The following is a 17709-nucleotide window of genomic DNA, read 5'->3' on the forward strand; positions in this document are numbered from 1 at the left end:
CTACCGAGTATCACCATGGGCCTGTCCGCCGCTGATATTGATGCCCTTTGGCTGACCCTGAAACTGGCCACCACGGTGACCCTGCTGTTGCTGCTGTTATCAACGCCTCTGGCCTTGTGGCTAAGCAGCGGCCACAGCCGCAGCCGTTCGGTGGTTCAGGCGGTGGTAGCCCTGCCGCTGGTGTTACCGCCCAGTGTACTGGGGTTCTATATGTTGATCGCCATGGGGCCGAACGGTCCACTGGGCTGGCTCACCCAGCAGCTGAACCTGCCGACGCTGGCGTTCAGCTTCACCGGGCTGGTACTGGCTTCCTTACTCTATTCCCTGCCCTTTGTGGTGCAGCCATTGTGCAATGCCTTCCGCGCTTTGGGACAACGCCCGCTGGAAGTGGCCGCCACACTCGGAGCAGGCCCATTCGACCGCTTTTTCAGTGTGATTCTGCCGCTGTCCAAACCCGGCTATCTGACCGCAGCGGTGCTGGGATTTGCTCACACCGTCGGTGAGTTTGGTGTGGTACTGATGATTGGCGGCAATATCGAAGGAGAAACCCGGGTTGCGTCGGTGCAGATCTACGATCATGTGGAAGCACTCGACTACGCCAGTGCCCATACCTTATCGCTGCTGCTGCTGGGCTTTTCGTTCGTGGTGCTACTGTTTTTATATGCCCGTCCGGCATCAGGAAAACACCAGGCTCAAAAGGATAACTGGCTATGAGTCTGCAACTGGATCTGTCGATTGTCCGAAGCGGCTTCGAGCTGGCGGTTAATACCTGCTTGCCGGGCGATGGCACCACGGTGATTTTTGGCCCCTCCGGCTCTGGTAAAACCAGCCTGTTACGCTGCATTGCCGGGCTCGAAAACGCCAGCGGCAGCATCTGTTTTAACGACCAGCCATGGCAAGGCCCAGGACAAAAAACGCTGGCGGTACACAAGCGTCCCATCGGCTATGTGTTTCAGGAGGCCAGCCTGTTTGAGCACCTGAGCGTTCAGGGCAATCTCGATTTCGCTCGAAAGCGGGCCACGGTCACACCAGCCACCTCACTAGCCACCTCACCATCCACCAGCGCCACACCAACAACTGCGGGCAACAACACTCACCACCTGGCCGAAGGCGACATTATTGTCATGCTGGGCATTGAGCCATTGTTACAGCGCGCGCCGCAGCAATTGTCCGGCGGTGAACGCCAGCGGGTAGCCATTGCCCGCGCGTTACTGAACCAGCCACAGCTGCTGCTATTGGACGAACCACTGGCGGCACTGGACGACGCCCGTAAGGAAGAAATTTTGCCGTATCTGGAGCGACTTAAACGCCATCAGATTCCAATGCTGTACGTGACGCATTCCAAGGCCGAATTAAGCCGACTGGCAGATCACCTGCTGTGTCTGGATGGCGGCAAGGTGGTGCTGCAAGGGCCGATGTCAGCGGTGTGCGATGCCCCGGAATTTCCGCTCAACAGCGGCGAAGATGCCGGCGTGGTGTTGGATGCTCGTATAGACAACGTGGATGAACACTGGCAGCTGGCCAGCGCCCGAATCCAAACGGCCAACAGCACCGACTGCATTGCACTACGCAGTATGCACTACCAGCCACAGCAGGCCGTGCGGCTGCGTATCATGGCCTCCGACGTTAGCCTGGCGGCAGATAATCCCAGCCAAAGCTCCAGTGTGAATAACTGTCTGCCCTGCACCATCGCCATGGAGTTGGCCGACAGCCACCCGGCCACCGTGCTGTTTGAATTACACAGCCAGGCCGGAAACCGGCTGCTGGCTCGCGTAACCCGCAAATCCGCTCATCAACTGGCGCTTAAACCCGGCAGCCAGGTCTGGGCCATGATCAAATCCGTTGCGGTGCTGTGAGCAGGTCGGGTGTCGGGTATCGGGTATCGGGTATCGGGTATCGGGTATCGGAACAAGATTGTGGGAGAGAGCTCGCTCTCGATATAGCTTGTTCTCAATAGTCTGAAACAAAACCTCGAACTCACTCCCCACAAACAAAAACCGGCGCTCGAAGCGCCGGTTTTTTTATTTGCAGTCTACTGTCTGGCAGATCAAACGTAGGTCAGCCAGCCATGACGGTCTTCGGTTTTACCCCACTGAATGTTGTTCAGTTCTTCACGCAGGGACTGAACTACAGGGCCTGGCTCGCCGGAGCCAATGGTGTGTTCTTCACCGTCGATGATCAGGGTGCCTACAGACGTCAGTACCGCCGCAGTACCAGACAGTGCTGCTTCACAGCCCGGCTTGCTGGCGCGTTCCACCAGTTCAGCCACAGTCAGTTCACGCTCGGATACGGTCATGCCGCGATCGCGTGCCAGCGTCAGGATGGAGCTGCGGGTCACACCGTGCAGGAAGCTGGAGTCCAGTGCCTTGGTGATGATTTCATTGCCGTCGATCAGCAGGAAGTTGGCCGCGCCGGTTTCCTGAACATCGCCACCCGGTGCAAACAGCACCTGGTCGGCATTGAACTGCTTACGTGCTTCCATGGTTGGGTGCATGGCCGAGGCGTAGTTACCACCGGATTTCACCATGCCCATGTGTGGCGCACAGCGAGCAGCGCTTTGTTCAACCAGCAAGCGCAGTGCCTTGGCACCACCGGCAAAGTAGTCACCCACCGGCGACAGCAGCACAAACAGCAGCGATTGCAGGGATGGCGCAGCGGCCTTGCCAATACAAGGTTCGGTGCCCATGTGGGTTGGACGAATGTAGAGGGATTCCGGCGGTGTCGGAATTTCATCGGCGTAGCGAGATACAGCGGTGGTGATCATGTCGGCCAGCGCCTGCGGCTCAAACTCCGGCAGGTAGAGCAGGTGCGAGCTTTGCGCCATACGGGCAATGTTCTGATCCATGCGGAAGATGGCAATGCGGCCATCTGGCTGGCGGAAGGCCTTCAAACCTTCAAAACAGGTGCTGGAGTAGTGCAGCACATGGGCGCCCGGGTGCAGGGTCAGGCGGTCACTTGGGACCCACTCTGGCGCTTGCCATTCAGAGCCATCAAAAACGGCGGAAATCATTTCCGGTAGAAAAACAGAACCAAAACTCGACATGAACGGAGTCCCAACACAAAGCCAAATAAAGAACCTGTTGCCGTAACCCTGTTACGCAACGGCCATCAGTTTATAGTTTTTTGACGCCGACGGCACGATCCCCATTGGTATTACGCCCATTGTTGCTCTAAAAATTTGGGAAAAACCGTTGCAGTCAGCGTTCAATCACAGCCTCACGACTCTTCCGAATAGTTGATGATCGACAGTAGCTGCAACGGCACTTCAATCAGCTTCTCGGGGCCGTGCGGGGTTTCGGCATCAAAGGTGAGGCTGTCGCCGGGGCCCATTTCGTACAAATGGTTGCCGTGGCGATAGACGATGCGGCCTTTCAATATATAGATGAACTCTTCCCCCGGATGCGAGAAGGTCGGGAACACTTCCGACAAATCGTCCATGGTGATCAGGAAGGGTTCAAAATTACGCTTGCCGCCGCGCTGGTACGTCAGCAGCTGGTAGGTGTGGCCCTTGTCGGTGCCACGACGCACCACTTCCAGCCCTTCTCCGGACGGCGTGAAATGGGCGCCACCGTCTGGCCGATCGTAATCATTGAACAGTTTGGAGATGGGTAAACCAATGGCGGTACACAACCGCGACAGAGTCTCCAGACTGGTCGACACCTGCGCATTTTCGATCTTGCTGACCATGCCCTGACTGATACCGGAGATCCGCGCCACATCGGTAATTTTCAGCCCTTCTTCCAATCTGGCCTTTTTGACCTTCATGGCAATGTATTGGTCGAGATTAAAGCGCTCGCCGTTTTCGCTCATCACTACTACTCCTCATCCTCACCAACCCCTGCTCATGCCAGAAAACCGTGCTCAGTCGTGGTGCTTTTGCGTGCACTCTGATTTTTTTTGGGGCGCAAAATCCATCCATTCTGGCCCACCAGGCACTGAAATCGGTTTTCTTAAGGGGAAAATTTCTTAACTAACTATAGGTATACCAAGGGCTGCAGAGCAATTTGAAAAAAATATTCCTGACAGGAAATAAGGTGGCACAGGCTATGCATTCACTTAAGGGAAAATAAATTTCCTATTGAGAAAACTTGATCGGTAGCTACACTGGTCAGCACTTGAGGAGCAAGACATGGCAAGTTCGAGTATGTCACTGAGCGAAGCGCAACAGTTTCTGGAAGACAACGAGATCAAGTACGTACTGGCTCAGTTCGTCGACATTCACGGTGTCGCCAAAACCAAGTCGGTTCCGGCTGCGCACCTGAAAAGCGTGGTGGAAAGCGGTGCCGGTTTTGCGGGCTTTGCCGTGTGGGGTCTGGGTATGGAACCACACGGCCCGGACTTCCTGGCGCGCGGCGACCTCAGCAGCATAAGCATCGTGCCATGGCAGCCTGGCTACGCTCGCATTGCCTGTGATGGCCACGTTAACGACAAGCCATACGGCTACGACAGCCGTGTGGTGCTGAAGAATCAGCTGGGTCGTCTGGAAGATCGTGGCTGGACCCTGAACACCGGTCTGGAACCAGAATTCTACGTATTCAAACGCAACGACGATGGTTCACTGGCCACCGTTGACGATACCGACGTGCTCGACAAACCTTGTTACGACTACAAGGGCCTGTCCCGCTCCCGCGCTTTCCTGGAAAAATTCGTGGAAAGCCTGCAAGCGGTGGACATGGACGTGTACCAAATTGACCACGAAGACGCCAACGGCCAGTTCGAGATCAACTACACCTACTCCGACGCGCTGACCTCTGCCGACCGTTTCACCTTTGTACGTATGGCCGCTGGTGAGATTGCCAACGAAATGGGCATGGTGTGCTCGTTCATGCCGAAGCCAATGTCTGACCGTACCGGTAACGGCATGCACTTCCACCTGTCGATTGCGGATGAAAACGGCAACAACCTGTTTGGTGACGACAGCGACAGCAACGGTATGGGCCTGTCGAAACTGGCTTACCACTTCTGTGCCGGTTTGCTGCATCACGCCAAGGCGCTGTGTGCCATCGCCGCACCGACCGTGAATTCCTACAAGCGTCTGGTAGTGGGTGGTTCTGCTTCCGGTGCAACCTGGGCGCCAGCCTACATTTGCTACGGCGACAACAACCGTTCCGCCATGGTGCGCGTACCGTACGGTCGTCTGGAATTCCGTCTGCCAGATTCCGGTTGTAACCCGTATCTGGTTCACGCTGCCATCATCGCCGCCGGTATGGACGGTGTAGAACGCCAGTTAGATGCTGGTGCGCCAATCAACGAAAACCTCTACACCATGCCAACCGCCCAACGCGAGGAGCTGGGTGTGGAAATTCTGCCGCAGAACCTCGGTGAAGCGATTGAAGCACTGGCCGCCGACAAGATTCTGACCGAAGCCATCGGCCAGCCAGTGATGGACGAGTTCATCAAGCTGAAGCGCGATGAGTGGATTGATTACTGTCGTCATGTGTCGGACTGGGAAGTGAAGCGTTACGCCGAGTTCTTTTAATTTGCTGGGAGCGCGGACGGCTCGTCCGCATTAAAAGCGGGCCAGCGGCCCGCGCTCCCGGAAAACGCAATATCAAAAATTAAACAGGCTGTTTTTGCTTTGGCAAATACAGTACGGCTTCGTGCGGCCTGAATCTGCATATCGAAGCCAAACGATGCGTCAGACGTCCGACTTGCGGCGTCCGACAAAAGAATTAACCCGGCGCCAGACTCCCGACCACTGACGCCCGACTTTTTGCGAATTAACGAGGAAAACGCCATGTGTGGAATCGTTGGTCTTTACCTGAAAAATCCGGCTCTGGAGAGCCAGATCGGCGCCTTGTTCGAGCCGATGCTGATTGCCATGACCGACCGTGGTCCCGACAGTGCAGGCTTTGCCATCTATGGCGATGAAGTAGAAAACGGCACCAAGCTGACCTTGCGTCACGAAGACATGAACTACGACTGGGCGGCATTGGCCGAGTCGGTGAAAGCCGGTCTGGATACCTCGGTTGATTTCTTCCAGAACGCCACCGTAGCGGTGTTCAAACTGGGTTGTGACGCGGCTGCTGCAACGGCTTTTATTGAAGAAAAAGCGCCGGACGTACTGATTCTGAGTGCGGGTCACTCCATCGAGATTCTGAAAGAAGTGGGCTTGCCTGAGCACATCGCCGAGACCTTCAACCTGAAGGGCATGAAAGGCTCCCACATCATTGGTCACACCCGTATGGCGACGGAATCTGCGGTGACCATGGCGGGTTCCCACCCGTTCTCTACCGGTGAAGATCTGTGTCTGGTGCACAACGGTTCGCTGTCCAACCACAACCGTTTGCGTTTGGAGCTGAAGCGTCAGGGCATTCACTTCGAAACCGAAAACGATTCTGAAGTAGGCGCCGGTTACCTGATGCATCGTTTGCAGCAGGGCGACACCCTGACTGAAGCGCTGGAAAACGCGCTGAAAGAACTGGATGGCTTCTTCACTTTCACCATTGGCACCCGCAACGGTTTCGCTGTGGTGCGTGATCCGATCGCCTGTAAGCCAGCGGTGCTGGCCGAAACCGACGACTACGTCGCCATGGCATCTGAATATCAAGCGCTGACCACCCTGCCGGGCATCGAAAACGCCAAGGTATGGGAACCGGAAGCAGCAAAAATCTACGTTTGGGAACGCAGCTAAGCGCGCGGATAGAGAGGAAATCACGATGAAAACTCTGGATTTGGCAAACACCTCGCTGCGCGAGATCAACCAGGCCCTGCACGATCAGGCCGGTGAATGCACCGAGCGTGAATGGAAAATCACCGGTGCCAAAGGCGATCACAACATTGCTTGTGGTCTGGACGCCGCGCTGAGTGTCGATATTGAAGGCCATGCTGGCTACTACTGCGCGGGCATGAACAAGAAAGCCCATGTGGTTGTGCACGGCAATGCCGGTCAGGGCGTGGCAGAAAACATGATGTCCGGCACCGTGCGTGTGAAAGGTCAGGCATCCCAGTCTGCTGGCGCCACTGCTCACGGCGGTCTGCTGGTGATTGAAGGTGACGCTGGTGCTCGCTGCGGTATTTCCATGAAAGGCGTTGAGATTGTGGTGGGCGGCAACGTTGGCCATATGAGCTGCTTCATGGGCCAGGCCGGTGCGTTGGTAGTGTGTGGTGACGCTGGCGATGCGCTGGGCGATTCCCTCTATGAGACCAAAATCTTTGTCAAAGGCAGCGTGGCTTCGCTGGGTGCGGATTGCATCGAGAAGGAAATGCGCGACGAGCACATCGAGTACCTGACCGACCTGCTGAACCGCGCTGGCATGGATGAAGATCCAAAAAGCTTCAAGCGTTATGGCTCCGCTCGCAACCTGTACAACTTCAAGGTGGACAACGCATCCGCTTACTGACCGGATGAAAAACCTATCTGCGTTGCCATAGCGGCGTTAAAAGTGAACTCAAGATGCTCATTTAGCATTTGTAAACTCCGCTCTTTCGTTCACTTTATGCCTTGCTCTGGCGGCCTCGAAAACGATTTTTCAACCGGTCAGGTACCGGTAAGAGGATTCTGAAATGTCTGATAAAGAAAAAGCCCAAACTGCTCTGCGTGAATCGGCCACTTTCGACCACGCCACCATGGCTGAAATCCGTCGTGCTGCCGAAACCGGCATCTACGACATCCGCGGCTTCGGCGCCAAGCGCAAGGTTCCGCACTTCGACGACCTGCTGTTCCTCGGTGCGTCCATGTCACGCTACCCGCTGGAAGGCTACCGCGAGAAGTGCAACACCCAGGTGACTCTGGGCACCCGCTTCGCCAAGAAACCAATCGTCATTGAAACGCCCGTTACCATCGCCGGTATGAGTTTTGGTGCGCTGTCTGCCAACGCCAAGGAAGCACTGGGTCGCGGTGCTTCTGAAGTGGGTACTTCCACTACCACCGGTGACGGCGGTATGACCCCGGAAGAGCGTGGTCAATCCACCAAGCTGGTGTACCAGTACCTGCCATCCCGTTACGGCATGAACCCGGACGACCTTCGCAAGGCCGACGCCATCGAAGTGGTGCTGGGTCAGGGTGCCAAGCCAGGCGGCGGCGGCATGCTGCTGGGCCAGAAGATCACAGACCGTGTTGCCAAAATGCGTACCCTGCCAATGGGCGTCGATCAGCGTTCCGCCTGTCGTCACCCGGACTGGACTGGCCCGGACGATCTGGCCATCAAGATTCAGGAACTGCGTGAAATCACCGACTGGCAAGTGCCGATCTACATCAAAGTGGGCGCTACCCGTACTTACTACGACGTCAAACTGGCAGTAAAAGCCGGCGCTGACGTGATTGTGGTCGACGGTATGCAAGGTGGTACTGCGGCGACTCAGGAAGTGTTTATCGAACACGTCGGTATCCCGACCATGGCTGCCATTCCACAAGCCGTACAGGCGTTGCAGGAAATGGGGATGCACCGCAAGGTTCAACTGATTGTTTCCGGTGGTATCCGTAACGGTGCCGACGTTGCCAAGTGCATGGCACTGGGTGCTGACGCCGTTGCCATCGGTACTGCTGCCTTGGTGGCTCTGGGCTGTAACCACCCGCAGTGGGACGACGAGTTCAAGAAAATTGGCTCCGCCGCTGGTTACTACGACGACTACCACGAAGGCAAAGACCCGGCTGGTATCTCCACCCAGGACCCGGAACTGATGAAGCGTCTGGACCCGGTAGCCGCCGGTCACCGTCTGGCCAACTACCTGCGCGTGCTGACCATGGAAGCCCAGACGCTGGCGCGTGCTTGCGGCAAGAACGACCTCCGTAACCTTGAGCCGGAAGACCTGGTGGCCCTCAACGTAGAAGCCGCTGCCATGGCACGAGTGCCGCTGGCCGGTACCAGCTGGATTCCGGGTCAGGGCGGTTATTGATAAAGGGGCTATCCGCGGTGAATAGGATGGGCACTCGTGCCCATCAACGGCTGAGCAGATTCGCGATTGAAATCGCTCCTACAAGATAAATGTAGGAGGGAATTCATTCCCGATCAGCTGTGAATAAACAAGGAGCCGGAATGTTGATTCAATTTTGCGTTTTCATTCCGCGCCTTGAGGTTCGCCCTCTGGCACAAGATTGAGCAGGACCGACCGGCATGGATGCCGGAGAGCCGACTCTGGACATGGATGTCCAGTGAAGGCGGGTCCGTCGCGATATCGCAGAGACAGAGGAATTAGCGAAACGGAAGCGCAAAGCGGGGGCTTGCCCGTCTGGCCTGGGGGTAAGACCCCCAAAGAAGACAACGGACTGCCTTCAATCTGGTTCTCAAACCAAGGCATGAGAAACGGAACAAACAGAACAGCGGATCGCTCATCCCCGATTCAACCCGGCAGCCGCCGCTACCGGCTGCCGATAAAAGCTATAAGCGGGTCGTCTGAAGCCATGCAGTAAACCAACAACCCGCTAGCGTCCCAAGAGCGGAGCCATCCGCCAGGACGTCGGCTGAAGCACACAGTAAGCGCAGTACAGACCGACATTTTTTACACGATATAGCAGGGAGCCATCTCTGCGGGTGACGCTCGGCCGCAATCCACAAATCGGCGGTGTCATTCGGGGATTACTCCAATTGATTAATGCAAGGTGAACAAGATGCCACACCAGAACGAGAAGACCGAATACGTACTCAAAACCACCTGCCCGGCGGGCAGCGGCATTGTTGCAGCCGTGTCCGGCTTTCTGGCTGACAAGGGCGCTTATATCAGCGAGCAATCGCAGTTCGACGATCAGGACAGCGGCAACTTCTTTATGCGTACCCGCTTTCATTTTGAAGCGGCTACCGATATCGACAATATCCGCGCCGGTTTTGAAGACGTCGCCGCCAAATTCAGCATGAGCTGGAGCCTGCATAACGCCTGTTCGCCAGTGAAGACCCTGATCATGGTGTCCAAGGCCGATCACTGTCTGGCCGATTTGCTGTACCGCAAGAACAAGGGCGACCTGAACATGGAAATCACCGCTGTGGTATCCAACCACCAGGACCTGCGCCCAATGGCCGAGCGCGAAGGCATTCGCTTTGTGCACCTGCCGATCACCAAGGAAAACAAGCTGGATCAGGAGCGTGTACTGCTGGATATCGTCGAGGAAACCGGCTCCGAGCTGGTGGTTCTCGCCCGCTACATGCAGATTCTCTCCAACGGCTTGTGTGTGGAACTGGCGGGCCGCGCCATCAACATCCACCACTCCTTCCTGCCAGGCTTTAAGGGCGCTCGCCCTTACTACCAGGCCCATGATCGCGGCGTAAAACTGATTGGTGCCACCGCCCACTATGTAACCGCTGACCTCGACGAAGGCCCGATCATCGAACAGTCGGTACAGACCGTTGATCACACCATGGACCCGGAACAGCTGACCACCGCAGGCCGCGATACCGAAACCGTAGCACTGGCTCGCGCGGTGAAACTGCATACCCAGCACCGGGTGTTTATCGACGGCAACAAGACCGTGGTCTTCAAATAAGGAGACCATCATGGCTATTCGAATTGACGGAAAAACCGTCGCCGCCCAGGTACTGGATAACGTCGCCACCGCCGCCACCCTGTTCGAGAAAGACTTCGGTCTGAAGCCCGGACTGGCCGTGATACTGGTCGGCGAAGACCCGGCCAGTCAGGTGTACGTGCGCAACAAGATTGCCCGCGCTACCGAATCCGGTCTCAACTCGATCGAACACCGACTGGCTGCCGACACCGACCAGCAAACGTTGGATCAACTGGTGGCCGACCTAAACGCCGACCCTGAAGTGCACGGCATTCTGGTGCAGCTGCCCTTGCCGGATCACCTCGACGAAGACCGCATCATCCGCGCCATCGACCCGGCCAAGGATGTGGACGGTTTCCATCCGGTCAACGTTGGTGCCCTGCACATTGGCGAAGAATCACTGGAACCCTGCACCCCGCAGGGCTGCATGATCATGCTGGAACAAATTCATGGCGACCTCAGCGGCAAACACGCCGTCATCGTCGGTCGGTCCAACATCGTCGGAAAACCCATGGCCGCCATGCTGCTGCGGGCCAACTGCACCGTCACCATTGTGCACTCCCGCACACCCAACGCCGCCGAACTGGCCCGCCAGGCCGATATTGTGGTGGCCGCTGTGGGTCGTGCCGAAATGATCGACGCCAGCTGGATCAAGCCCGGTGCCACCGTGATCGACGTTGGCATCAACGTGGTCGAGCGTCCGTCTGGTAAAGGCGAAGCCCAACGCAAACTGGTGGGCGACGTGAACTACGCCGACGTAGAACCACACGCCTATGCCATCACCCCGGTACCCGGTGGTGTTGGCCCCATGACCATTGCTTGCTTGATGAAAAACACACTGATTGCTGCTCGTCGTTTACAGCGCAAGTAACGCCTGTTCGACGACACATCCTTTAGGAGAAGGCCATGCCTTTTGCACTCTTGAAATACGGGCTCAGCAATAACTACCCGTTCGAGAAAGACGCCGACTTGCCACCGCCAACAGCGCTGAAGAAGCGCTACGACGTGGTCATTATTGGCGGCGGCGGTCACGGTGTGGCCACCGCATACTACCTGGCCAAGTACCACGGCATTACCAATGTCGCGGTACTGGAAAAAGGGTATCTGGGCGGTGGCAACACCGCTCGTAACACCGCGGTTATTCGCTCCAACTACCTCACCTCGGACGGGGTGAAGTTCTATTCCGAATCCGTGAAGTTGTTCAAGGAGCTGTCGAACGAGTTCGACTTCAACATCATGTATTCCCAGCGCGGCCAGCTGACACTGGCGCATACGGATTCTGCCATTCGGGCTTTCCGTCAGCGGACCGAAGTGAACACCCACTTTGGCGGCAACACCGAGCTGATTGATCCGCAGCAAATCCGCGAATTGGTGCCAACCCTGAACATGAACCCCGGCCACCAGCCAGTACTGGCCGGCCTCTGGCACAAGGACGGTGCGACCGCCCGTCACGATGCCGTGGCCTGGGGTTACGCCAAGGGTGCAACCCAGCGCGGCGTGGAACTGCACCAGCTCACCGAAGTGACCAACATCGTAGTGGAAGGCGGCAAGGTGACGGCGGTGAAAGCCAAACAAGGCAGCGCCGAACACACCATTGAATGCGGCATTGCCGTGCAGGCGGTCGCAGGCCACAGCACCCTACTGGCCGAAAAAGCCGGTTTCCGTTTGCCAATTACCACCTATCCGCTGCAAGCCATGGTGACCCAACCAGTGAAGCCATTCCTCGACCCACTGGTCAGCTCGCCGGCGTTCCACTGCTACGTGCAGCAAACCGGTCGTGGCGAACTGGTGTTCGGTGGTGGCTCCGACCCTTACCCGCTCTATAACAGCCGTTCGACACTGGAACTGAAAGAACAGCTGCTGGCCCACGCGGTCGAGCTGTTCCCGTTTGTGGCCAACCTCAAACTGATGCGTCAGTGGACCGGCCTGACCGACATGACCTCGGACTACTCACCGATCATGGGCCTGAGCCCGGTCGAGAACTACTACCTCGACGCCGGTTGGGGCACCTGGGGCTTCAAGTCGACGCCAATTTGCGGCCAGACCATGGCCGAACTGGTCGCCACCGGCAAAGTGCCGGAATTGATCAAACCGTTTGGCGCCGACCGCTTCAGCGAATTCCGTCAGGTTAACGAGATGGGGGCCACCGCGGCGTCGCATTGATGGCTCAGCAATTTAGCGCCGGGAGCGCGGGCCGCTGGCCCGCTTTGAGGGTGGATGCGCCATCCGCGCTCCCAGCTGGAGGATCACTATGAAAATCATGAATTGCCCGCTTAACGGGCCACGCAACATCAGCGAATTCGTTTACGGCGGCGAAGTCACCGAACTGCCGGATGTGGATAACGCCCCCGACAAGGAGTGGGCCGAACACACGTTTTACGCCTACAACGGCACCGGTGTGGCCAAGGAATGGTGGTATCACGTGGCTTCCGGCTACTGGTTTATTGCCGAGCGTCACCGGGTAACCGACAAGATTCTGGCCACCTACGACCCGTCGGAAGATCCGGCGTTTTCAGTAACACCGGCCACTGCCAACACTGAAACCAACACCGGCACCACAACCCCAGCGGAAACCGTCAGCGCCAGCAACAGCGCTGCAGCCAAACCCGAGTCCGAAGGAGTCACCGAATGAGTACCGCTTCCGCCTCCAGCGTGCCTTACGCCACCGCCGGCCACATGAGCCAGCAGCGCCTGCCAGAACCCATGGGACTGATGCTGGACCGCAAACACACGGTGGAATTCCAGTTTGAAGGCCAGAGCATTCGTGGCTACCAGGGCGACACCATTGGCAGCGCCTTACTGGCCAACAATTTCTGGATGTGGTCCCGTTCGTTCAAATACCACCGCCCGCGTGGTCCGCTGACCATGGCTGGCCACGATGCCAACTCACTGGTGCAATTGCCGAGCGAACCCAACGTGCTGGCCGACCGCATCAGCGCCACCAGCGACATGGTAGTAACCGCCCAGAACGTCAACGGCTCGCTGGCGAAAGACAAGGACGCCATCCTTAATCACTTTGGCCGCTTTATGCCGGTGGGCTTCTACTACAAGGCCTTTTACAAGCCGAAGGGCATCTGGGAATGGTGGGAAAAGAAAATCCGTGAAAAAGCCGGCCTTGGCATCGCCGACCTCGACTTCAAACCGGAATACTACGACAAGCAATTCCTTCATCACGACCTGGTGGTGGTTGGTGCGGGCCCAGCGGGCATGAGCGCCGCCTTGAAAGCCGCTGACGGCGGTGCTGACGTGCTGCTGCTGGAAGAAAACCCGATTCTGGGCGGCGCCCTCGCCTACGCCGATTTTGACGACGTATCCGACCCCGAAGCCCTGCGTCGGGAGCTGATCCACCGGATTCAGTCGCATGCCAATATCAGCGTGATGACCAACGCCGTGTGCAACGCCTGGTTTGCCGATAACTGGCTGCCCGTGCTGCAAGGCAAGCGCCTGTTCAAGGTACGCTCGAAGCAGTGCATCATGGCCACCGGCAGCTACGAACAACACGTGGTATTCCGCGGTAACGACATTCCCGGTGTGGTGATGTCATCCGCCGCCATGCGCATGATGAAACTGTACGCCGTCAAACCTGGCAACAACGCCGTGGTACTGACCGGCAACGACGACGGCTACCTGACCGCGCTGGCGCTGCATGCCCAGGGCGTCAAGGTAAAAGCTCTGCTCGACATGCGCGAAAGCCGCGCTTCCCGCGCTAACAGCCCGCTGGCGAAACAGGTCGAACAAGCCGGTATTCCAATCCGCACCGGCTACACCGTATACGAGGCCTTGGGGCACCAGCATCTGGAAGGCGTTGATGTACGCCTGATTACCGGCAAGGGCGAAGTGGCTCCAGTGGGCGACACCATCCGCTGCGACCTGCTGTGCATGAGCGCAGGCTACATGCCCGCCTATCAGCTGCTGTGTCAGGCGGGTGGCCAGTTGTCGTACGACGACCAGCGCGCCGAATTCAACATCAGCAACCTGCCAGACAACCTGCACATTGCCGGTTCAGTAAATGCCAAGCACGGCCTGAAACAGGTTGTCGCCGATGGTGAACAAGCCGCCATCAAGGCCCTGCGTTTGCTGGGCCTGAGCGATGCCATCGAACAGCCGGTAGAGTGCGGCAAGTTGGTCAACTTCGAGTGGCCAATCTTCAAGCATCCCAAGGGCAAGGATTTCGTTGATTTCGACGAAGACCTGCAAGCCAAGGACATCATCAACGCCACCCGCATGGGCTACCGTGATGTGCAGCTGGTAAAGCGTTTCTCGACCGTCGGTATGGGGCCAAGCCAGGGCCGTCACTCGGCACTGCCGACTGCCCGTCTGGTCGCCAAGGCAACCGACCGCAATGTCACTGAAACGGGTGTTACCACCGCGCGACCACCCTTTACCCCGGAGAAACTGGCGTATATGGCGGGTCGTAATTTTGATCCGTACCGTCAGACCGCCATGCACCACCGCCATGTTGGGCTGGGTGCCAAAATGATTCCTGCCGGTGCATGGGCACGTCCGGGCTTTTATCCACCAGCCGGACAACTGCTGACAGGGCCAGAAGGCAGCCCACTGAACCCGAAAGCCAAGGCCATTCGCAACGCCTGCATTGAAGCCGAGTCCCTCCATGTGCGCTCGAAAGTCGGCCTGATCGACGTATCGACCCTGGGCGGCATTGAAGTGCGTGGCCCGGATGCCGCCGAGCTGATGAACCGCATCTACACCTTCGGTTTCCTCAAACAGCCGGTTGGCAAAACCCGTTACGCCATTCTGACCAGCGATCAGGGCGTGGTGGTCGACGACGGTGTCGCCTGTCGCTTTGCCGACGACCACTACTACGTCACCGCCACCACCTCCGGCGTGGATGCGGTGTACCGCCTGATGACCTTCTGGAATACCCAGTGGCGTTTGCAGGTCGACATTGCCAACGTCAGCGCCGCCTTTGCCGCAGTCAACCTGGCAGGCCCAGACTCCCGCAAGGTGCTGGAACAGCTGACCGACCTGGACCTCAGCCCGGAAGGCTTCCCGTATCTGGCCTGTCATGAAGGCAGCATCAAGGTGCCTGCGAAAAACGGCCAGCCTGAACGCAGCATTCCAGCTCGCCTGCTGCGGGTTGGTTTTGTTGGCGAGTTGGGCTACGAAATTCACGTACCGACACGCTACGGCGAAGCCCTGTGGGACCTGCTGATGAATGCCGGACAGGCGTTCGATATCAAACCCTTTGGGGTCGAAACCCAGCGTCTGCTGCGACTGGAAAAAGGCCACATCATCATCAGCCAGGACACCGACGGCATGAGCCATCCGGGCGAACTGGACCTGGGCTGGGCGGTGAGCAATAAAAAGCCGTACTTCAACGGCAAACGTGCCGTCGACATCGTGATGAAGCGGCCACAAAGCCGCAAACTGGTGGGCTTCAAACTGCCATCCAGCGTTGTTGGCAAAGGCACCAAACCGGAAGAAGGCCACATTGTGCTGGCGGAAAACCTCGCAGGTGCCGACATCACCGGCAACGTCACCTCCTGTGAATACTCCCCCACCGTCGACGCCGTGATTGGCATGGCGTACGTGGGCTATGGCGTCAAAGGCGACCAATCGCAACCGGGCAGCCTGATACCGATACGGGTTGATGGCGGCCAGATGGTGATGGCCGAAGTGGTTGAATTGCCGTTCTTCGATAAGGAACAGAAGCGGCAGGAGATGTGAGGAGCGCCGTGTCTACACGACATGACTACGCGATTACCGTTTGCCTCTTGGGAGGTCTTACCTCCCAAGAGGCAAGGCCCCCCTCCGCTTTGCGCTACCGGTTCGCTATCTCCAATGTCGCTGCTGTTTTGCGACGGGCCGCCTCCACTGGACATCCATGTCCAGAGTCGGCTCTCCCGGCATCCATGCCGGTCGGCCCTGCAAAACAGCAGAGCCATTGGGCGAACCTCAAGGCGCGGTGAAGAGGGCGCAAAGTCCGTGTGTAAAACATCCTACAGGTTTCTTGTAGGAGGGAATTCATTCCCGAAACCCGCATGCAACCGGCGTCGCCAACCCAATAACGTAGGTTGGGCCCCGCCCAACAGCAACATTTAACAAGCAGGAGACACCCATGTCTGAACTGTACAAAACCGAACAACCGGCCCACGTAGACTGGGCGGAGCAAGACATCGCCCGCAGCGCCAACTACCGCCGCCTGGCGCAAGCACAAACGGTCACCACCGCTTCCGGTGCTACGGTGGTCAGCCGCGTTGATCACAACGATGAAGAACGAGCCCGCAACGGCGGCGTACTGGAGCTCAGCATGCTGCCCCACACCGGTTTCCGTGGTGCAGGCACAGCCGACTGGCTGTCGTCGATGGAATACCCGATTCCGCTGAAGCCCAACATGGCGACCGCCTGTTCAGAAGGTAACTGGGTACTGCGCCTCAGCAAAACCGAGTACTGGCTGCTGGCAAACCCCAACGATCTGGGCAAGGCCATCGAGAGCTTGCCAACCGATATGGCCGACACTCCAAACGCCTGCTACCCGCTGTTCTGCAAGGACTCCCACGCCTGGCTGATGCTGACAGGCGTAAACACTGGCGAGATTCTGTCCAAGCTCAGTGCCGTTGACATGCGCGAGTCAGTATTTCCGGTGGGTAGCATTGCCCAGACCTCGATCGCCCGTATCAATGCCATTCTGGTTCGTCAGGAAATTAACGGGCTGGCTGCGGTGTCGATTTTGTGTGATATCGCGTCCAGCGACTATTTATGGACGGTGTTGATGGATGCCGTGCAAGAATTTGACGGCGGTGCCGTTGGCCTGGATGTATTAACTAACGGCTGAACCCGGCTATTGAACTCAATTACGGGTCAGGCATCCGGTTTGTCTGGCCAGGCAACATTGCTGGTGTAACTGGACACCAGTTCGGCAAGGCGGCTGTCATCCGACAGTACGTCTTGTTTCAACAAATAGCCGGCAACCAGATGATCGTAGGCAGCGGCCATATCGCAAGCGTTATCAGACGTACTCAGCACAAACACCGGCGCTCGCTTTAGCGCCACGTCTTCACGCAACGCCTGTAAGAATTCCAGGCCGTTCATCCGTGGCATGTTGATGTCCAACAGGATCAGCGCAGGCCAAACACCTTCGTCCGCCTGCAGATGCTCCAACGCCTCAACGCCATCGCGGGCTTCAATCAGACTGTTTTCCAACGCCACCTTACGCAAGCAACGACGTACCGCCAGTCGATCGATATCGTCATCGTCGACCAGCAAAATCGCTGGAGAAGATCGTGTTTCCATCTGACGTACAGCCATCTTTG

General features: G+C 57.5%; 15 protein-coding genes. 12 read left to right on the plus strand and 3 right to left on the minus strand.

Annotation, left to right across the window (positions count from 1 at the left end):
• Positions 1–15 precede the first annotated feature (15 nt).
• Both modB and ACXADJ_RS13330 read left to right on the plus strand, forming a co-directional pair.
• Positions 16–714, plus strand: coding sequence for a molybdate ABC transporter permease subunit (gene modB / locus ACXADJ_RS13325; protein WP_475066678.1), 699 nt, complete (start codon positions 16–18; stop codon positions 712–714).
• Positions 711–1856: a molybdenum ABC transporter ATP-binding protein gene (locus ACXADJ_RS13330; RefSeq protein ID WP_475066681.1), complete on the plus strand. Its 1146-nt coding sequence runs from the start codon at positions 711–713 to the stop codon at positions 1854–1856. Before modB ends, ACXADJ_RS13330 begins: the two co-directional genes overlap by 4 nt.
• A 191-nt stretch (positions 1857–2047) precedes the next feature.
• Here ACXADJ_RS13330 and ACXADJ_RS13335 read toward each other — a convergent pair whose 3' ends face one another.
• On the minus strand, positions 2048–3043 hold the full coding sequence (locus tag ACXADJ_RS13335) for a branched-chain amino acid aminotransferase (RefSeq protein ID WP_028295205.1): 996 nt from the start codon (positions 3041–3043) through the stop codon (positions 2048–2050).
• 173 nt (positions 3044–3216) lie between these two features.
• Positions 3217–3810: a helix-turn-helix domain-containing protein gene (locus tag ACXADJ_RS13340; protein WP_084645281.1), complete on the minus strand. Its 594-nt coding sequence runs from the start codon at positions 3808–3810 to the stop codon at positions 3217–3219.
• 319 nt (positions 3811–4129) lie between these two features.
• Here ACXADJ_RS13340 and glnT point away from each other — a divergent pair, with 319 nt between their 5' ends.
• The 10 genes from glnT (at position 4130) to ACXADJ_RS13390 (ending at position 17231) form a co-directional block, all read left to right on the plus strand.
• Positions 4130–5479, plus strand: coding sequence for a type III glutamate--ammonia ligase (glnT, locus tag ACXADJ_RS13345; protein WP_475066687.1), 1350 nt, complete (start codon positions 4130–4132; stop codon positions 5477–5479).
• Positions 5480–5737: 258 nt separating this feature from the next.
• Entirely contained in the window at positions 5738–6634 is an 897-nt protein-coding gene (locus ACXADJ_RS13350; RefSeq protein ID WP_475066689.1) for a class II glutamine amidotransferase, read from the plus strand.
• Positions 6635–6659: 25 nt separating this feature from the next.
• Complete coding sequence (locus ACXADJ_RS13355) at positions 6660–7343, plus strand: protein glxC (RefSeq protein ID WP_475066692.1); 684 nt, start codon at positions 6660–6662, stop codon at positions 7341–7343.
• A gap of 163 nt (positions 7344–7506) precedes the next feature.
• Positions 7507–8838 (plus strand): FMN-binding glutamate synthase family protein, encoded by a 1332-nt coding sequence (locus tag ACXADJ_RS13360; protein WP_028295199.1) that lies wholly within the window; start codon positions 7507–7509, stop codon positions 8836–8838.
• 712 nt (positions 8839–9550) lie between these two features.
• Positions 9551–10417 carry a formyltetrahydrofolate deformylase gene (gene purU / locus ACXADJ_RS13365; RefSeq protein WP_028295198.1) on the plus strand — a complete coding sequence of 289 codons (867 nt, stop codon included), beginning with the start codon at positions 9551–9553 and terminating at the stop codon, positions 10415–10417.
• A 10-nt stretch (positions 10418–10427) separates the two neighbouring features.
• Positions 10428–11306, plus strand: a complete 879-nt coding sequence (folD, locus tag ACXADJ_RS13370; RefSeq protein WP_475066694.1) for a bifunctional methylenetetrahydrofolate dehydrogenase/methenyltetrahydrofolate cyclohydrolase FolD — start codon at positions 10428–10430, stop codon at positions 11304–11306.
• A 35-nt stretch (positions 11307–11341) separates the two neighbouring features.
• Positions 11342–12598 carry an FAD-dependent oxidoreductase gene (locus ACXADJ_RS13375; RefSeq protein ID WP_475066696.1) on the plus strand — a complete coding sequence of 419 codons (1257 nt, stop codon included), beginning with the start codon at positions 11342–11344 and terminating at the stop codon, positions 12596–12598.
• Positions 12599–12686: 88 nt separating this feature from the next.
• Positions 12687–13067 carry a sarcosine oxidase subunit delta gene (locus ACXADJ_RS13380; protein WP_475066698.1) on the plus strand — a complete coding sequence of 127 codons (381 nt, stop codon included), beginning with the start codon at positions 12687–12689 and terminating at the stop codon, positions 13065–13067.
• On the plus strand, positions 13064–16123 hold the full coding sequence (locus tag ACXADJ_RS13385) for an FAD-dependent oxidoreductase (protein ID WP_475066700.1): 3060 nt from the start codon (positions 13064–13066) through the stop codon (positions 16121–16123). Before ACXADJ_RS13380 ends, ACXADJ_RS13385 begins: the two co-directional genes overlap by 4 nt.
• A 391-nt stretch (positions 16124–16514) precedes the next feature.
• Complete coding sequence (locus tag ACXADJ_RS13390) at positions 16515–17231, plus strand: sarcosine oxidase subunit gamma family protein (protein WP_475066702.1); 717 nt, start codon at positions 16515–16517, stop codon at positions 17229–17231.
• Positions 17232–17257: 26 nt separating this feature from the next.
• On the opposite strand, the gene ACXADJ_RS13395 is transcribed toward ACXADJ_RS13390, so the two are convergent.
• Positions 17258–17704 carry a response regulator gene (locus ACXADJ_RS13395; protein ID WP_475066704.1) on the minus strand — a complete coding sequence of 149 codons (447 nt, stop codon included), beginning with the start codon at positions 17702–17704 and terminating at the stop codon, positions 17258–17260.
• Positions 17705–17709 lie beyond the last annotated feature (5 nt).

This window comes from Oceanobacter sp. ABM4_470, assembly GCF_056158645.1.